The sequence below is a fragment of the Mesorhizobium sp. M0408 genome (genome assembly GCF_040321495.1).
Lineage (GTDB): Bacteria > Pseudomonadota > Alphaproteobacteria > Rhizobiales > Rhizobiaceae > Mesorhizobium.
In genome coordinates this window covers 1-21,673 of the sequence record NZ_JAMYRO010000053.1, presented here as the reverse complement: position 1 = coordinate 21,673, position 21,673 = coordinate 1, and the positions used below count along the sequence as shown (strand labels likewise).

The 21,673-nt window shown below is 58.6% G+C and carries 17 protein-coding genes and 6 pseudogenes; 6 read left to right on the top strand and 17 right to left on the bottom strand.

The window, feature by feature from the left end; all coding sequences use genetic code 11:
* The 6 genes from NKI67_RS32535 to NKI67_RS32510 all read right to left on the bottom strand — a co-directional run.
* A partial coding sequence (locus tag NKI67_RS32535) for a N,N-dimethylformamidase beta subunit family domain-containing protein (RefSeq protein ID WP_352648925.1) occupies positions 1-301 on the bottom strand: 301 nt, incomplete at its 3' end.
* Positions 302-361: 60 nt separating this feature from the next.
* Positions 362-571 (bottom strand): hypothetical protein, encoded by a 210-nt coding sequence (locus tag NKI67_RS32530; protein WP_352648924.1) that lies wholly within the window; start codon positions 569-571, stop codon positions 362-364.
* 136 nt (positions 572-707) lie between these two features.
* The gene (locus NKI67_RS32525) at positions 708-1,487 is read right to left on the bottom strand and encodes a crotonase/enoyl-CoA hydratase family protein (protein ID WP_352648922.1); all 780 of its coding nucleotides are present in this window, start codon (positions 1,485-1,487) and stop codon (positions 708-710) included.
* A complete protein-coding gene (locus NKI67_RS32520) occupies positions 1,484-2,344 on the bottom strand; it encodes a hydroxymethylglutaryl-CoA lyase (RefSeq protein ID WP_352648920.1) in 861 nt (286 codons plus the stop codon). Before NKI67_RS32520 ends, NKI67_RS32525 begins: the two co-directional genes overlap by 4 nt.
* A 73-nt stretch (positions 2,345-2,417) precedes the next feature.
* Complete coding sequence (locus NKI67_RS32515) at positions 2,418-4,538, bottom strand: acetate--CoA ligase family protein (RefSeq protein WP_352648918.1); 2,121 nt, start codon at positions 4,536-4,538, stop codon at positions 2,418-2,420.
* Between the two features lie 3 nt (positions 4,539-4,541).
* The gene (locus NKI67_RS32510) at positions 4,542-5,315 is read right to left on the bottom strand and encodes an enoyl-CoA hydratase/isomerase family protein (RefSeq protein WP_352648916.1); all 774 of its coding nucleotides are present in this window, start codon (positions 5,313-5,315) and stop codon (positions 4,542-4,544) included.
* Positions 5,316-6,001: 686 nt separating this feature from the next.
* Between NKI67_RS32510 and NKI67_RS32505 the strand changes: the two genes are divergently transcribed.
* Positions 6,002-7,774 (top strand): CocE/NonD family hydrolase, encoded by a 1,773-nt coding sequence (locus NKI67_RS32505; protein ID WP_352648914.1) that lies wholly within the window; start codon positions 6,002-6,004, stop codon positions 7,772-7,774.
* A 23-nt stretch (positions 7,775-7,797) separates the two neighbouring features.
* Here NKI67_RS32505 and NKI67_RS32500 read toward each other — a convergent pair whose 3' ends face one another.
* Positions 7,798-8,565 carry a class I SAM-dependent DNA methyltransferase gene (locus NKI67_RS32500; RefSeq protein WP_352648912.1) on the bottom strand — a complete coding sequence of 256 codons (768 nt, stop codon included), beginning with the start codon at positions 8,563-8,565 and terminating at the stop codon, positions 7,798-7,800.
* A 587-nt stretch (positions 8,566-9,152) separates the two neighbouring features.
* On the opposite strand from NKI67_RS32500, the gene NKI67_RS32495 reads away from it, so the two are divergent.
* A complete protein-coding gene (locus NKI67_RS32495) occupies positions 9,153-10,079 on the top strand; it encodes a LysR family transcriptional regulator (protein ID WP_352648910.1) in 927 nt (308 codons plus the stop codon).
* Between the two features lie 441 nt (positions 10,080-10,520).
* Here NKI67_RS32495 and NKI67_RS32490 read toward each other — a convergent pair whose 3' ends face one another.
* From NKI67_RS32490 to NKI67_RS32455, 8 genes and pseudogenes are all read right to left on the bottom strand, one after another.
* Complete coding sequence (locus tag NKI67_RS32490; protein ID WP_352648908.1) at positions 10,521-10,817, bottom strand: hypothetical protein; 297 nt, start codon at positions 10,815-10,817, stop codon at positions 10,521-10,523.
* Entirely contained in the window at positions 10,817-10,951 is a 135-nt protein-coding gene (locus tag NKI67_RS32485) for a transposase domain-containing protein (protein WP_352648931.1), read from the bottom strand. Before NKI67_RS32485 ends, NKI67_RS32490 begins: the two co-directional genes overlap by 1 nt.
* Before the next feature lie 99 nt (positions 10,952-11,050).
* Positions 11,051-12,354, bottom strand: a pseudogene (tnpC, locus tag NKI67_RS32480) (IS66 family transposase); the annotation flags it as partial.
* 146 nt (positions 12,355-12,500) lie between these two features.
* Positions 12,501-12,848 (bottom strand): IS66 family insertion sequence element accessory protein TnpB, encoded by a 348-nt coding sequence (gene tnpB / locus NKI67_RS32475; RefSeq protein ID WP_023778341.1) that lies wholly within the window; start codon positions 12,846-12,848, stop codon positions 12,501-12,503.
* On the bottom strand, positions 12,845-13,219 hold the full coding sequence (gene tnpA / locus NKI67_RS32470) for an IS66-like element accessory protein TnpA (RefSeq protein ID WP_352648906.1): 375 nt from the start codon (positions 13,217-13,219) through the stop codon (positions 12,845-12,847). The genes tnpB and tnpA overlap by 4 nt, the downstream gene beginning before the upstream one ends.
* 664 nt (positions 13,220-13,883) lie before the next feature.
* A pseudogene (locus NKI67_RS32465) lies at positions 13,884-14,420 on the bottom strand (transposase); the annotation flags it as partial.
* A 1-nt stretch (position 14,421) separates the two neighbouring features.
* Positions 14,422-14,695 (bottom strand): annotated as a pseudogene (locus tag NKI67_RS32460) (ATP-grasp domain-containing protein); the annotation flags it as partial.
* A 286-nt stretch (positions 14,696-14,981) separates the two neighbouring features.
* Positions 14,982-15,419: pseudogene (locus NKI67_RS32455) on the bottom strand (ATP-binding protein); the annotation flags it as partial.
* Positions 15,420-15,888: 469 nt separating this feature from the next.
* On the opposite strand from NKI67_RS32455, the gene NKI67_RS32450 reads away from it, so the two are divergent.
* From NKI67_RS32450 to NKI67_RS32440, 3 genes are all read left to right on the top strand, one after another.
* Positions 15,889-16,782, top strand: coding sequence for a recombinase family protein (locus tag NKI67_RS32450; protein WP_352648904.1), 894 nt, complete (start codon positions 15,889-15,891; stop codon positions 16,780-16,782).
* Positions 16,736-17,164, top strand: a complete 429-nt coding sequence (locus NKI67_RS32445) for a recombinase zinc ribbon domain-containing protein (protein ID WP_352648902.1) — start codon at positions 16,736-16,738, stop codon at positions 17,162-17,164. The genes NKI67_RS32450 and NKI67_RS32445 overlap by 47 nt, the downstream gene beginning before the upstream one ends.
* A gap of 80 nt (positions 17,165-17,244) precedes the next feature.
* The gene (locus tag NKI67_RS32440) at positions 17,245-17,739 is read left to right on the top strand and encodes a helix-turn-helix domain-containing protein (protein ID WP_352648900.1); all 495 of its coding nucleotides are present in this window, start codon (positions 17,245-17,247) and stop codon (positions 17,737-17,739) included.
* Between the two features lie 37 nt (positions 17,740-17,776).
* Here NKI67_RS32440 and NKI67_RS33990 read toward each other — a convergent pair.
* Together NKI67_RS33990 and istA are read right to left on the bottom strand one after the other, a co-directional pair.
* A pseudogene (locus NKI67_RS33990) lies at positions 17,777-18,094 on the bottom strand (ATP-binding protein); the annotation flags it as partial.
* A gap of 12 nt (positions 18,095-18,106) precedes the next feature.
* Positions 18,107-19,616, bottom strand: a pseudogene (istA, locus tag NKI67_RS32430) (IS21 family transposase).
* Between the two features lie 356 nt (positions 19,617-19,972).
* Between istA and NKI67_RS32425 the strand changes: the two are divergent.
* Positions 19,973-21,262 carry an ATP-grasp domain-containing protein gene (locus NKI67_RS32425; RefSeq protein ID WP_352648927.1) on the top strand — a complete coding sequence of 430 codons (1,290 nt, stop codon included), beginning with the start codon at positions 19,973-19,975 and terminating at the stop codon, positions 21,260-21,262.
* Positions 21,263-21,673: the final 411 nt, after the last annotated feature.

Here is a 21,673-nt window from a genome sequence, read left to right as displayed (position 1 = left end):
ACAATGGGCGAATACTGGTTGCGATCTGGACCTGTGATCCCATTGTAATGTTCGAACCGCCCCAAGTATTATAGGCGAGCCAGGTACCAGTCGCCGCCACCTGTAGGATGCGGCCCGGTTTGCGGCCGCCCTTCGGCAGCACGATCAGGACGTGATGGCAAATTACTGGCAGCCCGCCGCGCCCCTCCGCAGTCAGTGTCACACGATAGCCGCCGGACGGCCACTTATCTCCAATCTTGAACTCGAATGTCGTCTCCCAGCCGCAGCCCTCGACCGAGCACTGGTCGGCGTATCTTGCCAACGCGCGGCGATGCCGCTCTGCTGGAATGCCTTCGTCTCGATTCCGCCATCACGCATGATATCAATGGTGAAGCGCGGCACAGACGAGCTCACCTGCAACCGAACCGTTCGCCTGGGCGATAGGAAACCGGTCACTGTAGCACCAGATCTCGCCAAGCGCGCCATCCATACCGGCACACTCATAAAAGGTGCCGCGCTCGGCAAATCGCCTCTCCTCGGGCGTTAGCCCGAAATCGGGGAAGTCACTCGGAAACCTCGGAAACTTTGCCATGGTGCAAATCCTGTGGTGGTGAAGAGTTATGGGCGCCCATTGCAGTCTCGTGGAAAAGGTGAGCTGACACTATTTGGCTGAGGAACAGCTTGGTTCTTTCGTCGCGCGACGACCGACTCCCGGCCAGCCCTCAGGCCTACCAGCGTGGCCTGCGGCGATCGAAGAAGGCCGCGATTCCTTCGGCGGCGTCGGCCGTTTCCCACGCATCGGCCAGCATAGCGACCGTCTCGCCGATGACTGTGTCATCGATTGCCGCCCCAAGTCGGCGCGCAAGCGCCTTTGCGGCGGCGACGGCCTGCGGCGAGGCCGAGCGATAGGGGCGGATCTCGGCCTCGACCGCCGCCTCAACGTCGGTCGGCGGCACGGCGCGGGAAACCAGTCCGAGTTCGCAGGCTTCATTGGCGTCGAATATCCTGGCTGACATGAAGACCCGCCGCGCCCGACCCTCCCCCATCCGAGCCAGGACATAGGGAGAGATCGTCGCGGGGATGAGGCCTAGCCTGACCTCGGTGAAGCCGAACCTTGCGGTATCGACGGCGACCGCGACGTCGCAGACGCTCATTAGGCCGAGACCACCGCCGAATGCTTGGCCGTTGATGCGGCCGATCAGCGGCTTGGGTAGTTCGTTGAGCGCGCGCAGAGCCAGGGCCAGCTTCCTGGCCTCGGCGATTCGCTCGTCACGCGCGGATGAGGCCTGCGCCCGCATCCAGGCAAGATCGGCACCGGCACAGAAGCTGTCCCCCTCGCCCGTCAGCACCACCGCTCGCACCTTGTCGTCATTGACGAGCAGTTCGGCGGCGGCCGTAAGTTCGGCGATCATCTGTCCCGACATGGCGTTGTGCTTGTCCGGGCGGGCGAGAGTCAACGTGGAGACGCCGACCTCGTCAGTCGTGACACGGATGGTCTCGAAGTTCACAGCCGCTCCTCTCTTAGGCTGTCCGTGAAGCGGGCCGCCGCCGCCAGTCGCTCTATATGGAGACCCGTCTCATAACCCTTGCCGGCTAGCATTGCGGCGACGCCGAGGGTGTCCACATTGCCCTTCGCACCAGGGGCGAAAGGGCAGCCGCCAAGGCCACCGACCGCCGCGTCGAAGGTGCGCAAGCCCTTCTCCAAGCTCACAAGGATGTTGTCGAGGGCCCGACCTCCCGTGTCGTGGTAATGTCCGGCAAGCCTCTCGGCCGGCACTTCTTCCAACACGGCATCGAGCATGCCCGCGATGGTGGCAGGGGTCCCTTGCCCGATTGTGTCGCCAAGCGAAATCTCATAGCAGCCCATCTCTTGGAGCGTTGCCGCAAGCTGTGCGACAATTGCGGGCGGCACTGAGCCTTCATAGGGGCAGTCGGTGACGCAGGAGATATAGCCTCGCACCGGAATGCCGTCGGCGGCAGCGGCGGCGAGCACGGGGCGGAAACGATCGAGGCACTCGGCAATTGAGCAGTTGATGTTCCTGCGGCTAAAGGTTTCGGAGGCCGACGCGAACACGGCGATCTCGTCAGCATTGGCCGCCTGCGCCGCCTCGTAGCCCTTCAAGTTGGGGACCAGCACCGCGTAGACGACACTGGGCGCACGGCGAATACCGTTCATAACCCCCGCAGCGTCAGCCATCTGCGGCACCCACCTCGGCGACACGAATGAAGTCGCCTCAAGTTTTCGAAAGCCGCAGTCCGACAGCATGTCAATAAGTCGGATCTTTTCAGCAGTCGGCACGAGGCGCGCCTCGTTTTGGAGCCCGTCACGTGCCGACATCTCGAAAATGCGAACGAATTCGCCCATCGGCTAGGCCTTTGACTGAAATTGAGCGATTTAATCATCGGCAACCAAAGGATCGCCTGTTGCATGGCGGCTATTATTTTCCGACCAACCTCACATCGACCGGATGGATGCCGCTTTCGTTAGCGATAATCGGGTTGATGTCGAGCTCCGCAAGTTTTTCCATTCTCAAGACCGCCATAGACAAGGACGAGATGAAGTTGGCGAGAGATTGCTTGTCGACTCTCGGAAAGTGCCTGAACCCGTTGAGGATCTTCGCAACGCGCGTTTCCTCAATCATACTCAAGGCCTCTTCGGGTGAAACCGGTGCCGCGCGGAAAGTGACGTCTTCGGCCGCCTCAACCAATACGCCCCCTGAGCCGAACAAGATCACCGGACCAAAAACAGGATCGTTGGTAGCACCCACAAATACTTCTGTGCCGCGATCCACCATCGGCGTGACGATGAAACCGAAGGTTGTTCCTGGACCGGCGTGTGATTTCACGGCCTTTGTGATATCGGCGGCTGCAGCCTGCGCCGCCTCTGCCGTCACTCCGAGACGCACGCCGCCTACGTCAGACTTATGGCTGACCGCCGCCGAATCAACCTTCACCGCACAAGAGGTTGCGAACTCGTAAACTGCCGCCTCTACGGATTCGGCATCGACAGCAGCCGACCATTGGCCAGCGTTCACACCCAATTTCTGCAGTATCTCGCGAGCCTTTGTCTCTGCCGACAAGCCCTTGGGCACGACCACGCGCTGCCCCTCGGTTGCCAATGTTGCGTTGTGACAAACGTGCTTTGAAAGCCAGCTCGCTCTCTCAAAAAGTGCTCTCGAACCTGCGACAGCCAAATCTAACGAGGCAAAAACTTGCATGCCACCATTTCGCAAGATCTGGTGGTTCTCAGGCATTCGGCTGGCGTAGCAACTATGGAAAACCAGAGGGAGGCCGGAGGCCTTTTGCAATGCAACGATACGCTCGGCGGCCAAATCCTCAGCTTTCACGAGAGAAGCTTCGAACCTTAAGTGATACGCTCCAAACATCCCGGATGTCAGGATGAGCCCAACCTCTGGATCTGCCGCCAAGAGTTCAATGCATTCCGGAAAGACATCTGGATGGGCATCTATGGCGCTGTAAACGTCGATCGGATTTTCGACACTGGCCTCTTCTCCGAGCACCTTTCTCAACTTGGCCTTGGTGTCCTCTGAAAGAGACGCAAGGGGCACGCCCGCACGCGATAGCGCATCAACCGCAAGCGTTGCATGTCCACCGCCGTCAGCCAGAACCACAATCCCAGTTTGTGATTTGGGAAGAGGCGTGGTTGCCAGAAGTGCAGCAATCGGCAGTAGTTCGTCAGAGCGATCTACCAGCGTAACACCCATTTGCGGCAGCACCCTCAGAGCAATATCGTCGGCCCCAGCAATTGAACCCGTATGAGAAAGCGCCGCTTTCCCACCTTCGTGGGATCGCACTCCTCGGAGCATTACAATCGGGCAGCTTTGCCCCACCCCAGCCGCCGAATTCAGAAAGCGGCGCCCATTGATAAAGCCTTCATTGTAGATCGCAATCGAACGGGTGCTCTTGCGCAGGCAAAGCTCTTCGATCAGTTCGTCATATCCAACATCAGCCTGGTTACCCAATCCAGCGATGACGTCGAAGCCGGGACCATTAATCGCGCGGCTATCCTCGAGCACCGTCAGAATCATGTTGCCGCTTTGTGTCAAGACACTGATCGGTCCCGATGGCGGCAGTTCTGGCAGGCCGATTAGGTCCGCCTGCACGGCGCAGTTTACCATTCCGGACGTGTTTGGCCCAATTATGCGAACGCCGCTTTCCGCCAAGGCATCACGCAATCTCTTCTCCGTGCCAGCTGCTTGGTCGCCCCGCTCTCCAAATCCATGCGCGACAACTACAGCGCCCGCGATGCCCTTTTTGCCGCACTGAAGAAGAATATCAGGGACTTCCTCAGCCGGGCGGACAATCACCGCTATGTCCACGCCATCCGGAAGGGCGTCTATTTCGCTGGCGACGGGCAAACCGAGGATCGTCCCTCCCTTCGGGTTGACCGGTAGGATCGCATAGCAGTAGCCGGCCTTTTGAAGCGCGTTGATGATCTGGTATCCGCGCTTGGAGGGACTTGCAGATGCGCCGATGACCGCGACGGAATGCGGCTCAAGTATGCGGCTCACCGCTGTTGCCTTATTGAGGGCGTCCATTTCCTATTTTCCTTCAAATTTGGGGGAGCGGCGTTCGGCAAAAGCTGCGACTCCCTCAGCCCAATCCTTCGTTTCCATGATCGCCAGCACGTCTTCGGCCTCGGCACGGAATAGGCTTTCGGGGCTTTTCGGGAAATTGATCGCCGCCTTAAGGCGGCCCATCGGCAACGGCGCGTTCTTTACAAGTCGCTCCACCAGCGCGCTGGTACGCTCCGCCAACTGAGCCGCTGGCGGAGCCTCGGTTGCCAGGCCAATCTCCAAGCATTTCGCGCCGGTTATCCTGTTGCCCAGCAGCAAAAGACTTGCCGCATTTCTTAATCCAATAAGGCTAGGGAGACGGACCGTTACACCTCCCCCTACATAAGTGCCGATGGCAACTTCCGGAAACCCGAGTTGGGCATCCTCGGATATGATCAGAAAATCAGCAGAGGTCGCGATTTCCGCTCCGCCCCCGACGGCATAACCATGCACTTCGGCGATAACAGGCGTTTTCATCGTCTGAATCTGTTCGCAAACACGCTGCCCGAGCATGATATAGGCCTCGCGCTCATCGCGCGTCCGGTCGCCTGATTTGTGGGCCTTTAGATCGGCCCCCGCACAGAATGCCCGGCCGTTTCCGGAAAGGATCACACACCGTATATTTGGGTTTTCATCTGCAAACTTCAGCGCATCGAATGTTTGTTGATAGAGGTCTTCATTGACGGCATTCAGCCGCTCTGGCCGGTTGAAGATAATGTGAAACGCTTGATTTTCTTGCTTCGTAACAACTTCGTTCATGGGTATTCTCTTTGCGGCTGATCCTCACAGTGTCCCCAAAAAAATATTGCGCGTCCAACATTTTATGGTCATAGATTGATCCCGTGAGCGCAATAATCGGTAGGCACTCTGACATCCGTTGCTGGCGCGGATTGGCGGGGCAAAGCGACGGCGAGCCTGGCGATCGGCGGACAAGCAGTAAGGGTTCCTCATCCTTCCGGGATGCTCGAACCTCCGGCGATGTAATCGCCCTTCGTGGACTGCCTCAGTCGCTTTCACGGCAGGTGGCCCTGCGCAACCGATCGTTCAACCGCGACCACACCAACGGCCGGGCGTTCGTGTAGCTGCTGCGGCGAGACACAGGCTTAGGCGCTAAGCGTCGGTAATGAATCATGGATGCTGACTGAGGACAGAAGTCTCGCGCCACGAGGGCTGACAATTGACCGGCGAGCCGCCTCTCGTTGTCGGCACCGGCCTGCCCACCCAGACGAGCCGCGGCCTTGTATCGCCGCGATCGGCTATCGCAATCAGCACGCAAATACCTGACGAACCAATTCGATTAGTGTCCTTCTGCGATCAATCCATGCCCAAAAAATGTTGGACGCAGTGCTGTAGCACGCGCCAATCATTCCGACCGTGAGAACGACCCTCGCCCCGAGGATCGCACGCGATAGTTCATTCGGCAGATTAGAGGATAAGGAGACTGTATGAGTGGCTCTCGTCAGGTGACGCCAAATTCGATTTTCCGCTTTGATCTCGATAGCGCTGCTGCATTGCCCTTTAAGGTCGGACATGTGGAATCGACATATGTGACGATGCGCGACGGCGTGAAGCTCGCCTTGGATGTCTCCCGCCCATTGGATAAGGATCCCAGCACTAGTCTTGATACTATTCTGATCATGACCCGCTACTGGCGCGGTATCAAAGGGCGGCCGTCCAACCACCTTGCGGACCAATTTGTGCCGCACGGTTATGCCGTTGTCGTTGGGGATGTTCGCGGAACCGGAGCCTCTTTCGGAGTGTGGCCATATCATCGCGCGCGCGATGAGACATTGGATTTTAGCGAGGTGCTTGACTGGGTCGTCGCGCAGCCTTGGTCTACCGGCCGCATCGTAGGCTACGGCCATTCTTACACCGCCATTACTGCCGACTGGATGGCGGAACGAAACCATGTTGCGCTCAAGGGGATCATTCCAAGATTTCCAGACTACGATCCATATGAAGATGATTACTTTCCCGGAGGAGTGCCGAATGCCTTCATTGGGCAAACGTGGGGCAACTGGGTCAAAGATCTCGACCGCAATCTGTTGACGCTTACGGACGGCGAGAAATCGCCGGGCGTGCGCCCGGTCGGCTCGAACGGCGAGCCGGAACTCAACGCGGCCCTGCGCGATCACGAGCGGGTTCCGTCTGTCTGGGAGGGATTTGAACGGGTGGTGTTCAAGGACGATCGCCCCCCTTCCTGGGGTGGGGCCTCCATGCTTGACTGGAGTATTCAGGAAGTAGCGGACACACTGGATAGCTCAGCGACCCCAACCCAGACCTGGGCGGGCTGGTTCGATGCCGGCACCGCGCAAGGAGCCATTCGTCGCTTCCTGCGACAGTCATATCCGATGAACGTGATCATTGGTCCGTGGAACCATGGCGGCGACATTCCTTACGACCCCCTCCTCGGCCCCGGTAAGACAATTCCTCCCACGACCCCCACGCAGCAGGCAAACGACATCCGCTTCGCGGACGCGTGCTTTAGCGGTCAGGCCGCCAACGAGCAGGGAAAAGTTCTGCATTACTACACCCTTGGGGAAGGCGTTTGGAAATCGACGCGCTCATGGCCACCCCGCGCGACCCGCCGTCGGTGGCACATGGCAAATAACTTCGGACTATGCGCGTCGCCTGGCGAGATGGGCTTCGACACGCTCCAGGTCGACCCTACTTTGGGAGATGTCAGGTCGAATCGGTGGGCCACTAATAACGACGCGGGCAAGGTGGATTATGGAGATCGGCGACAGTTCGACGCCGCTCGCCTTGGCTACACGAGCGAGCCGTTGACCAGCAATGTTGAGATAACAGGACACATCGTGGTCCATTTGAACATCACTTCGACCCGGGAGGACGGTAACTTTTTCGCCTATCTGGAAGCCGTGAAGCCCGACGGAGTGTCCTGTTACCTCACCGAGGGCCAGCTTCGCGCCTTGCATCGAAAGGTGTGGGCGGACTCACCATTCAGCGTGCTGGGAGCACAGCACAGCTACCTGAGACGCGACGCCGAACCGCTTATACCGGGCGAGGCCGCGATCCTGACTTTCACGTTGCATCCGATTTCCGCCCGTGTCCCGGCCGGCTACCGTCTGAGGGTGTGTCTCGCTGGTAGCGACAAGACAACCTTTGCAAATGTTCCCGTCGACGGCGAGCCGCCCATCCTCCAATTTCATCGAGGCCCGGCCGGTTGCTACATCGACCTGCCGATTATCGAGCCTTGAGCAGAAGCCCATATTGTTACAATCTAGGGATCTGCCGAATGGGGAGAGGTCTTCGGCGATCCTGTTCGGCGGTAAACCGAGATATGACGGTTGGATGCATCGGTGAACGCACCTCTCGCCCAATCTCCCCAGCGCTCCGCTAACTCCAGTCCTACGTATTCGGCCATGGTATCGAGCTCCTGGTGAAAAACGTAGCGACTACGCTGTGGGAAACGTCTGACCGATGTGCCAGAAAACCAGAGGAAGGTTGAAATCAAGTTCTGGTTAAGTGGTTCGTGAATTGCCGCATGGATGTATGTATTATCGTGATCAACAAGTGTAGTATAAATTTTCTGGCCATTGACGAAATCAGCCAAGACTGGAACACGCAATTCTATCACAAAAACTCCCCCCTCATCTAGCGCCTGTGCAGCAGATCTGAGGCAAGCTATTTGCTCTTCGCGCCTGGAGAGCAGCGTAAACGTATTATAAACGCAATAGACCAGATCGTAGCGTTGCTCGGGACTGAAATCGGCTATGTCCTCGTTCCATGCCTTGATCAGACCGGTACGCTTGGCGAGAAGTTTCAACATGCTGTCCGAATTGTCGATACCTTCGACCTTGACGCCGCGCTCGCTCAATGGCACCGCCACGCGCCCGCTGCCTATACCAAGTTCAAGGGCACCCCTTCCGCCGGAAAATCGCTCAAGAAAGGCGGCCGTTTCGTCTGCCTCAGCGTCTTTACCTAGCATGCTGGTAATTTGTTCATGGATCGGAGCCAAATTCTCGTCATAACTATACTCATTAGACATATTCGATACTCCTGTATTTGTGTATATCCGTCACCAGCAACTGGCCGAAGGGCGACGACGTGGTCAGGGTTTCAAGAGTGTCATCAGGACGGACATTAAACGGCTCCGTTCCTGGGTGAACCTCGCAGTTGAAAGAGCAAGCGCTATGCCAACTAGTCGGATCCAGCCGGTGGCGATGCGAAACAAGCTCTACGGCGGCGGCGGCTGCATCCGCCTGCAGGCGCAACCAGTTCAGCGACCGACTGGCGATTGTCGGAAACCGCACGAAATTGTGCCGTTGCAGACAGACGCAACCGGTAATTGCACGCCCCTGCCTTGCGGGGGGCAGTGAGTGGGTGCTGAGGTTTGAGGTTAAACCGTTGAATGGATTGATGGTCCGTCGTCGGGCGGTTTTGAGGACGGAGCGGATGTCCGGTAGAGCTTGACGGCCTAGAGATTAAGAGGTCACCCTGACGGGGGGGAATTTGAAGTGACCCGCGGGGAATTGCCGGCACTGAACGGCCTCGGCTTCGCGCGTACGCTGACACCGATGCATTCGTCACACACTATTGCGCATCCAACATGATTTAAGTAAAGATCGATCGCGAATGAAGAACAATATCACTCTCAGGCATTTGCGAGCGTTCGTCGCGATCGCGGAGCGGGGCGGGTATACCGCTGCAGCCCAGTTTCTGAACATTTCGCAGTCGGCTTTAAGCCGAACAATTGTGGAGATTGAGGAGGAACTGGACACCCGCCTGTTCGAGCGCACTACAAGGCGGGTCGTTGTCACAGCATCCGGCGAACAGCTTTTGATGAACGCGCGCCGTGTCCTTGAGGAATTCGACAGCGCACTGTCACGGTTCCAGCTTTACCATAGCGGGCTGAATGGGGTCGTGAGCCTGGCGGCACTATCGTCGGTCGCGTCCATCATACTGCCAACGGTCATTTCCGAATTCCGGAAAGCCAGGCCCAACGTTAGAATATCGGTAAAGGACGGTTTTGCGGAGGAGGTTGTTAATTACGTATCCAACGGACAAGTCGATTTTGGCATCACTTCCTTTCCAAAGGCGAAAGGACGGCTGGTCTGCGAACGGATCGCGGCTGATAGGCTGATCTGCATCTGCTCGAAATCTCACAGATTTGCGGACATGGAAACAGTGTCCTGGAACGACTTGGCCGGGGAAGACTTCGTCGCATTCGATCCCTTGAGCAGCATTCGCACTTGTGTGGATCGCGCTTTGCAAATTGCCGAAATTCAACTGGGGACCGTCACAGAGGTTCGTGACGTCGGCGCGGTTGCGGGCCTCGTATCCGCCGATCTAGGCGTATCCGCAGTGCCTAGCCTTGTCCTGCCCATGATACAGTTTTGTGAATTTGCCCAAAAAGAGCTCGTGGATCCGGTAGTCGAACGCGAAATCTATCTTGTCCATGATCCACAGACACCTATGCCTCCAGCCGCGGGAATTCTCATGGAAATGCTGCGGCAGGGGGCAAAGCAGGGTTTCAGAATTCCGACCGGAGCCAGACGGTAGACAAGTCGCAACCTGATCGGACGAAAGAGAAATAGGAAACAAGCGAAAGCGCACCCACACTATTGCAGAGTCCGGACTGACCTTGATCCCTGTCCGATGGGGAGAGTGCTCAGGGTAGCACCTCCGATGTCGATAGGGCTCGGTGACGTCTAGCCTGCACAACTAGCTAGTTTCCGTCCATAAACGCCAACATCTTGATGTTGTTGCGTGAAAACGGAGTTTGCGCAGGCAAGGCCCGGCGGTTTCAGGTAGACTTTGGTCTCATGCCACTGATTCCAAAGCACAATCTGCAACCGCCGGAGCCGACAATGCGCCAAGAACGCACCGTCCAAGCCAGATCCTATGAAGAGGTGGATAGCGACCTGCGTTCTGGCAAAGTGAGGTCGCTAACATCTTACACTGGAGGCCAAATTCTCACCTTTGAACGTAACCGCCCGGTTGTTACCGCGGAGATTTCGCTTTGATGCGAGCGATGAGTTCCTGGTCATCGACGAAGGCTTCGAGGAAGTCATTCCATTCGTCAGCGGTGCGGCGCGCATGGGTAAGCATTTGCTCCAGCTCTTCCATTCCGTCGCGGGTAAGCGAAGTTACTGCCTCGTCCGGTCCGGTGTAGACGCTGATGATGCTGCCGTAGCTCAGGTTGTCATCATTGCTGACGATCGCCTGAAGGAGTTCGGCATCTTCATCGAGCAATTTGGCGACGTAGTCGATGCTGAACACATGGGTCACCGTTGCCATCAGGCAGCCTCGGCGGAGATGGCGGTGACAGGTGACCAATTCCAGGGAAGCAACTCGTCGAGGCGATTGATCTTGTGATCGTGGATGCGGTCGAGCACGTCTGCGAGATATGCCTGCGGATCGATGCCGTTCATCTTGGCCGTCTCGATGATTGTCATGGCGCGAGCCAGGGTCTCCGCGCCGGTCTCGGCGCCGGCAAATAGCCAGTTTTTTCTTCCGATTCCAATCGGGCGCAGGGCTCGCTCGGCGGCATTGTTGTCCATGGCGACGCGGCCGTCTTCGAGGAACAGGCACAATGATGGCCAGCGGCTCAGGCCATAAGGAAGGCTTTTGCCAAATCGCTCTTGCCCGGAATGCGGGTCAGTTGCGTTTTGATCCAGACACGGAATGCCCCGATCTTTGGTTTGCTATGCTTCTGACGTGCGGCAAGGCGGGCATCGGCAGGCTGACCCGCAATGCCGTGCTCGATGTCATAAAGCGCACCGATACGGTCGAGAGCCTCGCGTGCGATCTCGGATTTGTTCGAGGTCCAGATATCATGGAAGTCGCGTCGCCAATGCGCCCAGCATGCCGCTTCTCGGAAGCGGGATGTTCCCTCGGCTCCAGGCTCATAAAGCTTGCCGTAGCCTTTGTAGCCGTCAGCTTGGAGGATGCCGCTTGTCTGCCTCAGATGGCGGAGGACGTGGTCTTCCTTCCAGTCCGGAGCAAAGTAGTAGACCGCGCCAGGCGGAGCGCCGCCCGCCCATGGGCGTTGATCGCGGACATATGTCCAGATCCTGCCTTTCTTTACGCCTTTCCCCAGCCCTTTGTCCTGCATGGAGCGATCCAGCACCCGGATCGGGGTATCGTCGGCATGAAGAAGGTCGCTGGCCATGATCACGGTTCCGATCCGCTCGATCAGGGGCTGAAGCACCTGCATGGCGCGACCGCACCAGTCGACCAACGTACTGTCGGGGATGTCGGCACCCATGCGGGCGAAGATTTCGTTCAGGCGATACAATGGCAGGTGATCGTCGAACTTCGAGACCAGGATGTAAGCCAGAAGGCAGGCGCCCGCCATGCTGCCTGGTATCGGACGGCTGGGCGCGGGCAACTGCACCATCTTTTCGCAGCAGCGGCAGGATTTCTTCAACCGAGCGACCTCGATGACCTTCATCTGCGCGGCGATCATGTCGAGGATTTCGCTTGTGTCTTCGCCCACAAGACGTAGTTCACCGCCACAGGCGGGGCAGCAGGCGCCGGGATCGAGCTCCCTGCGCTCGCGAACTGCCTTGTGCGACACGCGCGGACGCCGGCGCGTGATCCTTTCCGGCGCGTTCGTCATAGACGCGACAGACGCTGCCTCGTCGGCCTCATTGATTGGCCCGGCATTGCTCTCCGCCGCGGCGATCAAAAGATCCTCCAGCGCCAGTTCCAGCTGCTGGATTTCCCGCTCGACTTTTTCCGAAGACTTGCCGAAGACCTGTTTCTTCAGCCGGGCAATGCGCAGCCGCAAGGCCTGGATCAACTGGTCATGCGCCTGCAACGTCGCCGACATCTTCGCATTTTCCGCCTGCAAGGCGGCGATCATCGCCTTCAGAAAGGCAGGATCGTCTGGAAGATTTTCGGCGACATTCGGCATGCACCTGACTACCATAAGTCAGGGCGAGTAGCCATAAAAACCATTAGATTCAGAGAGATAAATCACCCGACACGCGCCGGCGGCGCCCCCCAATTGGGGCGTCGCCAGTCAATTCCTTCCCACAACATCGCCATTTGCGCTGACGTCAGCCGGGCCGTCCCGTCGGCCGCCGACGGCCACGGAAAGCGGCCCTTCTGCAAGACCTTGTAATAAAGACAGAACCCCTGGCCATCAAAATAAAGAAGCTTCAAACGGTCGCCACGCCTTCCCCGAAAGGCGAAGACCGCGCCTCCCGTCGGCTTCTGGCGCAACACATCCTGCGTCAGTGCAGCCAAACCCTCGATCCCTTTGCGCATGTCCGTGAACCCGCAGGCAAGGTACACCCGAACCCCAGTTCCCGGTCCGATCATGCTGTCTCAACCGCCTGGATAAGCCGAGTCAGAGTGGCGGTATCGATCTCTCTGTCAAAGCGCAGGTTCCGCCCACAGCATAGTTGCAATTCGACCAGCGCTGACAATCTGTCGGTGCCTTTGCCCATACAGGGTTCGCTCCGCGCCACGGGCATGTCCACGGGAAGGAACATGGGACCCGCCGACGGCAACAGGAGCCCCTTCCTCCTCAGCTCTCGCCGCCAAGTGTAAATCTGCTGCCGTGTCACATCATGCCGCTCGGCAACCTCAGTCACAGTCGCCCCGTCAATTCCAACCGACATGACGATGTCGAGCTTCTTCTTATCACCCCAGCGACGACGCCGTTCAGCACCAAGAATCTCGACACGCATCGCAAACCTCGCTCAAGACACGTCGCAAACGACGTCGTTAAACACGTGTCATAGGCCATCACGACGATGTCAGGCAGGCGGTGACAATCGGGCGGTTACCTTTGAACGCGTGGCCGCGCGCTGCGACAAAGCCTTCCGCGTTCAGCGTCGCGGCGACTCCTTGTCCATTTTGCCCGCGACGTTGAGTTCGATCACGCGGCTGCGCAGCCGCTCCAGATCGATGTAGTCGCCATAGGTGTGGACCCGCCTCTGGAGAGAGTGTTCACTTGTCGCTCCCGTCTGCCACAAGATCTTGAACCAGACCTGGCCGTGGAAGCGCTTCTGGTCGCGTATGACTGCATCATGGTTCCGATCATCACAGATCGGCCGAATACAAGGTTTTCGCGATCTGCGTCCCTGATGGCGAGCTCGCCTCGGAATTGTCGTCGGCTTTTGGCCCTGCAGGAAAGTTCACCCCCCGACCAGTCAGTCGGCCGCCGTGCTCGTGACCGTCAAGGACAAGTTGCTGCGCGATGGGGCCTGCGGCCCCCACCCTTGACCGTCACTGCGCGCGGGCGCCACCACCGCGAAGGAAGGTCGGGACGAGGAGATGGTCGCCCAATCGGCCGAACAAGGAGATTGGAAATGAACCAAGATCAGGCTTGACAATCATCGCCCCATACAAGGGGGGAATCGTCTCCCTCAGAGAGATCAGGAAGCCATAGGCGGCGATACAGAGACTGGCGTGGTGGTGGAAGCCCTGCAACCTCGGCCTTCGTAGTGGCCCAGTCCCAGCTCTTGCTTGAGCTCCTGATAGTCTCGCTCGATCCGCCAACGCAGCTTGGCGTCGTCGACCAGTGGGGTGATCGTAGCGTCGGCCGGCAAGGTGGAGAGCCAATACTTGCTCGGCTCGACCTCGCCTTCAGGCCACTCGATCAGGAGCCACTCTTCGGCGTGAGCCTCGGGCCGATTGTAGTTCCTGGAGGCCGGCCGCAAGCGCACGGCGGCGAAGCGGGAATTGAGTTCAGTGTTGGTTCCTTCACGCCAGGCGATCGTGAGCCCAAGCCTCGGCGTCGAAATCCTCGGCCAGGGCCTTGGCCGAGATCGGCTTGTGATCGTCGGTTCGGCCAACCCGGGATGGCGGCCGGCCTCTTCCGCTCCAAGCCTTGGGCGGCAGCGGACTCTCGCCTGGACGCCAGACGCTGAGTGTGGGCTGAACGCCGAAGCATGTTCGGCTAGCTCATCGACATTGCAGCACAATCGAACACCGTTACTGCCGCTGCCTACAGCTGGCTTAACAACCACCGGCAGGCGGATCTCCGCCGCGGAGCTTTCCACCTCTGCCGCATTTGCGGCGATGTGAAAAGCAGGTATTGGAACGCCGGCCTCCGCGAGGAGCTGACGTTGAGCGGGTTTGTCGCAGCATCGTTCAATCGACGCGGGGTTCGGTCCCGGTAGATCGAAATGCCGGCAGAGCTTGCCAACGGTTGCAAACACCCCACCAAGCGAGAGGCTTCTTCGCATGGCCGAAAGGCTCACAGGCCGATGTGGCGTACGATGCTGTCGGCCTGAGCCTCGAATTCAGAGACGGCTTGACTGAAACCGACGTCGCTTGAACATCGCAACCCTCGAAAATTCGTCGGGACGCTCGGTACCACATGGCAATGAAAAGAGTTGCAACTGCGTATTCCGATGAAGCCGGCCACCGATTCCGATTTGAAGGCGGCCAGTTTTCGGTCTGATCCTGGGTCTCGTTGATGTTTGGGTTGGGTTTTGTTTCAGGTCAAGCTTCGGTGTTTTCGGGGACGATCGGCGGGCGCTGTTTTCGCATGCTTTCACCGGTGAGATCGATGCGATAGGCGTTGTGAACGAGGCGATCCAGGATGGCGTCGGCCAAAGTTGGGTTTGCAATAATTTCCCACCAGCGATCCACGGGCACCTGACTTGTGACGATGGTTGAGCGTCGTTCGTAGCGATCCTCAATGATCTCCAGGAGATCGCGGCGTTGGTCGTCATTGAGTTTTTCAGGTCCCCAGTCATCGAGGATCAGCAGGTCGGTCCTGGCAAGAGATTTGAGGATCCTGCCGTATCGCCCGTCGCCTCTTGCAAGCGCGAGGGCGGCGAACAGCCGGGGAACCCGGTGGTAGGCGACTGAGAAGTCTTCGCGGCAGGCCTGGTGGCCAAGAGCGCAGGCAAGCCAGCTTTTGCCGGTTCCGGTCGGACTGGGCTCATAATGCCCGTTATCAGGATGGCGAGGCAAAGAAGATTGTCCGTTACGCCTTTCATCCACGTTCGGGCGGGGAGATTTTCGTCACAGGCCGTCAGCGTTATTGCGGTGAGCCGGCCTATGTCGGGCGACAACCGGATGGCAGCCTGGCGCTGATTCCGATCTGGATGACGGAAGAGATCGCCCTGACGATGGCGGTTCGCGAGGCGCCCCGTTTTCCCCTTTCATGCCTGCGCGACCTGCGCCGCGAGGTCGATGCATGTCTACGTTTTCTGCAGAGCGACTCACGCCAGCCAGGAGACGACCATGCAGCGCAGGCAATGCCGAACCGACCAGCCAGACCTGTTTTCCAAGAAGGCTCCGCCATCGAGTCTTCCAGGCGAAGTCCGGGAACGCACCCTCCCGCTGATCGAGACCTTGCTGAGGGAAGCGGCGGTGAGCCAGACGGGACGGGAGGCAGATCATGAAGATCACCGCTGAACATCTCGCGCGCGGTGCCTATGTCTATGTCCGGCAGTCGACGGCCGATCAACTCGTCAACAATCCCGAGAGCCGGCGACGCCAATATGGCCTTGCCGAGCGAGCGCGGTCCCTTGGCTGGAAAGACGCCATCGTCATCGATGAAGATCTCGGTCGTTCAGGGTCTGGCATCAGCCGTCCGGGCTTTGAGAAGCTTCTGGCGGCGATCTGCGAAGGTCGGGTTGGTGCGGTCCTCGCCATTGAAGCCTCCCGGCTGGCCCGCAATGGCCGGGACTGGCATACGCTCATCGAGTTTTGCGGCCTTGTCGGAACGCTCATCATCGATGAGGACGGCATCTACGAACCGCGTCATCCCAACGACAGGCTGCTGCTCGGCATGAAGGGCACGATGAGCGAACTGGAGCTTTCGATCCTGCGGGCCCGCTCGATCGAAGCCCTGAAGCAGAAGGCACGACGGGGCGAACTTTTCCTGACGGTGGCGATCGGTTACGTCAAGTCGGGCCGGAACCGGGTCGAGAAAGACCCGGACCTGCGGATCCGCGAGGCGATCGATCTTGTATTCCGGCGTTTCGACGAACTGCAGAGCATCCGGCAGGTGCATCTGTGGTTGCGCCGCGAGGGCATTATGCTCCCTGCCGTAAATTACACGCGCGCGGCGGACAGGGCGATCGTCTGGAAGCTGCCCGTCTACAATACGGTGCACCACATTCTCACCAACCCGATCTACGCCGGCGCCTATGCGTTCGGGCGAACCTGCAGCAAAGTCACCATAGAGGCCGGACGCAAACGGTTTGCGTGGGATCAGGCGCGATCGCGCCGACTGGGAGGTCTTGCTCATCGACCATCACGAAGGTTACCTGAGCTGGCACGATTTTGAGAGGAATCAGCGCCTGATCACGGACAATGCCACAAGCAAAGGCCTGGTGCCGCGCGGTGCTCTTCGCCGGGGCGAGTTGCTGCTCGGCGGTCTCTTGCGCTGCGGCCATTGCGGCCGCAAGCTGCATGTCTCCTATTCCGGCAGCAACGGCAATACGGGGCGCTATCATTGCCGCGGAGCGCAGGTCAACCACGGAACCGACCCGTGCATCGGCTTCGGATCGTTGCGGGTCGATCAGGCGGTCAGCGCGGAGGTTCTTCAACGCCTTCAACCGCTCGGCATGGAAGCGGCGATCAAGGCCATCGAGAATCGAGACCTCCACCGTGCAGGCTGGAGAGAAGCGGCGCCATGTGGAGCTCGCACTCGAGCAGGCACGTTATGAAGCCGCCCATGCACGCCGCCAGTATGACGCCGTCGACCCGGACAACCGGCTTGTAGCAGGCGAACTGGAGCGACGCTGGAATGCTGGTGCATTGGCAGGGCGGCGACCATACCGCGCTTTCGGTCAGGAAGAACAAGGCAGGCCATCACCGTTGGGGCGCCCCGCCGGACATCGAGGACCTGATCCGTGCCCTGGCACGCCAATTGCCGGATAGAGCGATCGCATCGCTTCTCAACCGGCTCGGCAAAACCACGGGTCGTCTGAACGGATGGACGCAGTCCCGTGTCTGCACTTTCCGCAACCAGCACGACATCGCCGTCTACAAAAAGGACGAACGGTCGGAGCGCGGCGAGTATACATTGCAGGAAACGGCCGCGAAGCTCGGCCTGCGGCCAATGACCGTGCTGCGCATGATCCGCGCCGGCGATCTGAAGGCCGAGCAGTATTGCAAGGGTACGCCCTGGATCATCCGTCATGAAGATATCGAGCAACTCGATATCCAGCACCATTCCGGCAGGAGCGGACACAGTCCATTATCACAATCACAGGATCAGCAGATCCAGCTTTTTCAATAACATAGCGAGGTGTGCATTATGTCGTGGGATCGGTCTGGCCGGTGACAAGAAGACCGTGATGCTTTCTGATCCAGTCGCAGCCGGCAAGCGCCATGAACATATTGCGGTGGAGGCCGCGTGCGGCGCGGAAGTCGGCATTCTCGATCTGCGCGTCATGGCGAAGCTTGGCAGCCCTGGCGCGAGCCTCGAAACCCTTCTGGCGGCGCATGGTCGCCTCGCGTTCGAGCAGCATGGCAAGCCATTCGCCATGCTCGAGGCCGCGCACTTCGGACTGTGCGTCGAGTTCCTAGAAAGCGGTTGCCATGCCGTAAAGGCCGAGCTCTCGCAGCATGTCGATGGTGGGATTGATCAGCATGGGTGGATCTCCTCAATGAAAGTAATCAGGGCCACGCAGATTGGCGTGATCGACGATGGCGGTTGGTTCGGTGGAATGGCGTGCGGCTTTGTGGTTGGCGATGAGCGAAGCAATGCTCTTGCAGTTCAGGCCACCGATCTCGACAGCGCGGGCTGACACGGCTTCGGCCCGATTGCGATCGATGTCCCGAAACAGGCGTAGGATGCCCAGACATGTTCGAAAGCCCTGCTCGGGATGCGGACGGCTGGCGAGAATTGCGATGACCAGACCTTCGGTTTGCGGCCCGATCGACGTGGCCGGCGGCGAAAGCGCTCCGGCGTCAATTCGGCATAGCGCCGGTGGGAACTGGGCATGTGATCCGGATCGGTTCCATGGCGAGGACCTCCATAGCGGCGGTGATGCACCGCGACGCGCTTGCCGCGGTGGAAGATCTCGATGGTGCGCGCCGTTGCTCTCAGATCGACCTGCTGACGAATGAGGCTGTGGGGCACGGAATAAAAGAAGGTCTTGAACTCGACATGATAATCCGTCGAGACGCGGGCCAAACGCCATTCGGCAAACTCGTAATCCTCCAGTGGAAGACTGGCCAAAGCCGGGCGCTCGACGGTCTCGAAGAGCTGCCGGCGACTGACGCCCAGCCGGCGCATGACGTGGTCGTTGATGCGATCGAGCGCCTGGGCAATGGCAGCATTGGCTTCAGCAAGCGAGAAGAAGGTCTGATTGCGCAGACGCCCCAAAATGCAGGACTGGGCGAAACGCACTCCATTCTCCACTTTCGATTTATCCCGGGGCTTTCTTGCCCGTGCCGGAAGAACGCCGACGCCATAGTGGGAAGCCATCATGCCGTAGCTGCGGTTGATCTCGGGATCGTAGAAACTGGCTCGACTGACGCCAGACTTCAGATTGTCGGGAATGACGAGTCTGGGAACGCCATGAAAAAAACGAAACATCCGGACATGCGAGCCAATCCAGTCGGGGAGCGTTTGCGTCCAGGTGGCCTCGGCAAAGGTGTAGCTGGACGCACCCAGCACCGCCACGAAGATCTCCGCCTCGCGGATCTCACCGGTCTTGCGATCGACAATCGGGATCTTTTTGCCGGAATAATCCACGAAGACCTTGTCGCGGCCGCATGCTCCTGGCGCATCGTCGGTGACAGTCGCTGCTTAAATCCCCTTAGAAGTTCACAAAAGCGACTATAGCCGTAAGCGTCGGGATGCGACCCACGATACTCCTCCCACAGGATGAGCAAGGTGACGCCGGGCTTCTTGAGCTCGACCGCAAGATCGGGCCAGTTCGGTTCCGTGCGTCGTCGCGTGCCCTGTTTGACGCCGTTGCGACTGAATCGCTTGTGCTCAAGCGCATCGTCGGTCAGCTTGCCCGGCAAGGGCCAGCTCAATCCAACCGCGGCTGCACGCTGCAAATTATCCTGCACCGTACTGCGCGCTATCCCCAATACGACCGCAATCTCGCGGGAGCTCGTCCCGCTTCCGGCAAGCCGCAGCATTTGTCTCAATTGTCTCATGGTCAGCCTTCTCTTTGCCGGCATCAAAATGTCCCCGTTCATGGCGAGGTGATTGATGCCAAAGTTGCTGACCCAGGAGGTAATCTTCAGTGCCGAAAACTGGCCGGCTTTTGATTGGAACGGTGGCCGGCTTCAAATCGGAATGGTGGCCGGTCTTTGATCGGAATGGCGACCGGCTTCACGTCGGAATCCGCATGCAACAATACCTTCAAGTAAAATTGCAGGCTTTTTACGATCGCAGATCACTGACGATGGTACCTTCATCGCAAGGTCTGAGGTCAGGCACTGCTGGAAAACGCTGGTACCCGATGTTCGCTCACACCGCCGCACCGCACGCATCCGAGGGTCCAATAGCAATGGCAAGAAGAGCGCTTATTTTGGTTGAAGGACACAGAAGTATCGGTCTGATTTATGTGAAAGCGGCCCAAGGTCTTGGGCTTCATCCAATCACCCTGTCGGCTGATCCATCTCAGTATCACTATCTCGCGGCCGAAAGACTTGAGACAATCCGCGTCGATACAGACAATCTCGATGCCCTGATCCGCGAATGTGCCCGACTTGGTACTACATATGACATTGCTGGCATTACTGGCTTCTCGGGGCTCGATGAGTCGATCTATGCGACAGTTGCTAAACTCTGCCGGCATTTCGATCTACCGGGACCGAACCCCGAATCCATTGAACGATGCGGCGACAAGTTCGTTCAACGTCACTTCCTCGCGGAGGCCGGCATTCCAATGCCTGCTTATCGCTTGGCATCTGATTTGACAGAGGTGGAAAGCTCCGCGGCGGAGATCGGTCTGCCGGTGGTTGTTAAGCCAGCTGTAGGCAGCGGCAGTAACGGTGTTCGATTGTGCTGCAACGTCGATGAGTTAGCCGAACATGCGACCTATCTCTTGGGTGGGAAGCACATTTGGCGATCTTCGCGGCGGATGCTGGTCGAAGAATACGCACGAGGCCGCCAGTATAGCGCTTACACAATGGGAAATGAGGTGATTGGGATCTGCGCCGCTGACTTCGGCCCCCTACCGCATTTCGTCTATCATAATTTTACCTTCCCAGCTCTACTGCCTGAGGACGAGCAGGAACGTATCGCGGATGCTTCGCTGAGCTGTCTTCGGGCTCTCGGCCTTGGCTGGGGGCCAGCGCACATTGAATTCCGGTGGACGAAGCGTGGCCCAGTCGTCATTGAAGTCAATCCACGTATTCCAGGTGGGACCACTCCTCGACTGGTTCAGTTGGCTTCCGGTATTGACCTCATCACCGAGCACATCAAGCTTGTTATTGGCGAGGAGTGGGATTTGCGCAGACGGCATTCTTACATTGCAGGCGCGCGGTTCCTGGTTCCTGATCGCGATGGTATCCTCGACTCGATCGATTGCAACAGGGCGCCTGCCGTATCAGGAGTTGCCGAGGTTAAATTTTATGTCGAACCTAAGACGCCGATCGTCAGGAAAGACGATTACCGAGACATTATCGGACATGTCATTGCCATTTCCCCCAGCCTTGCTGAAACCGAGGCGATCGCTCAGCGTGCCGTCGACCTAATCAGTTGGTCGATAATACCATTTTCGAACCTTGGCGAACAGGACCAATCGGCGGCCCGCCTCCCCGTCTCAGCGCAGGTGGTGCCAGCGAAGAGATGATCGTCGCCGCACATCGGTGCAATTGAGAGCAGGGGCACAGGGGCAGCGATTTTAGGCGATCGTGAGCACCTTTTTCGGAGGTGCTGGGCGCCCTGCCGACAACTCATGTCAGCCAGTCTGCAGGGTGCCTCGTTCGCGAGGGAAGCCTAATGCCACCCGGAGATTGCCCCTGCCTGAAGGAATGGATGACGAATAAAGGCCTTGAGCTGCTGCTCTTCGCGACGGCCGAAGGCCTGGTGATATGAAAGGAGAAGCCCATACCGTCGCTTTCAGGAGCAACCGCACGCTTTCCCAATTCGACGTCTGGCCCGTACCCATCCGGTGAAGCTTTCAATTACCCACATCGTCGGCTTGATCCAATGGAGATGCCGAAGGCGATGTCGTGCAAGCGGGTCATGCCGCGCCAGACGA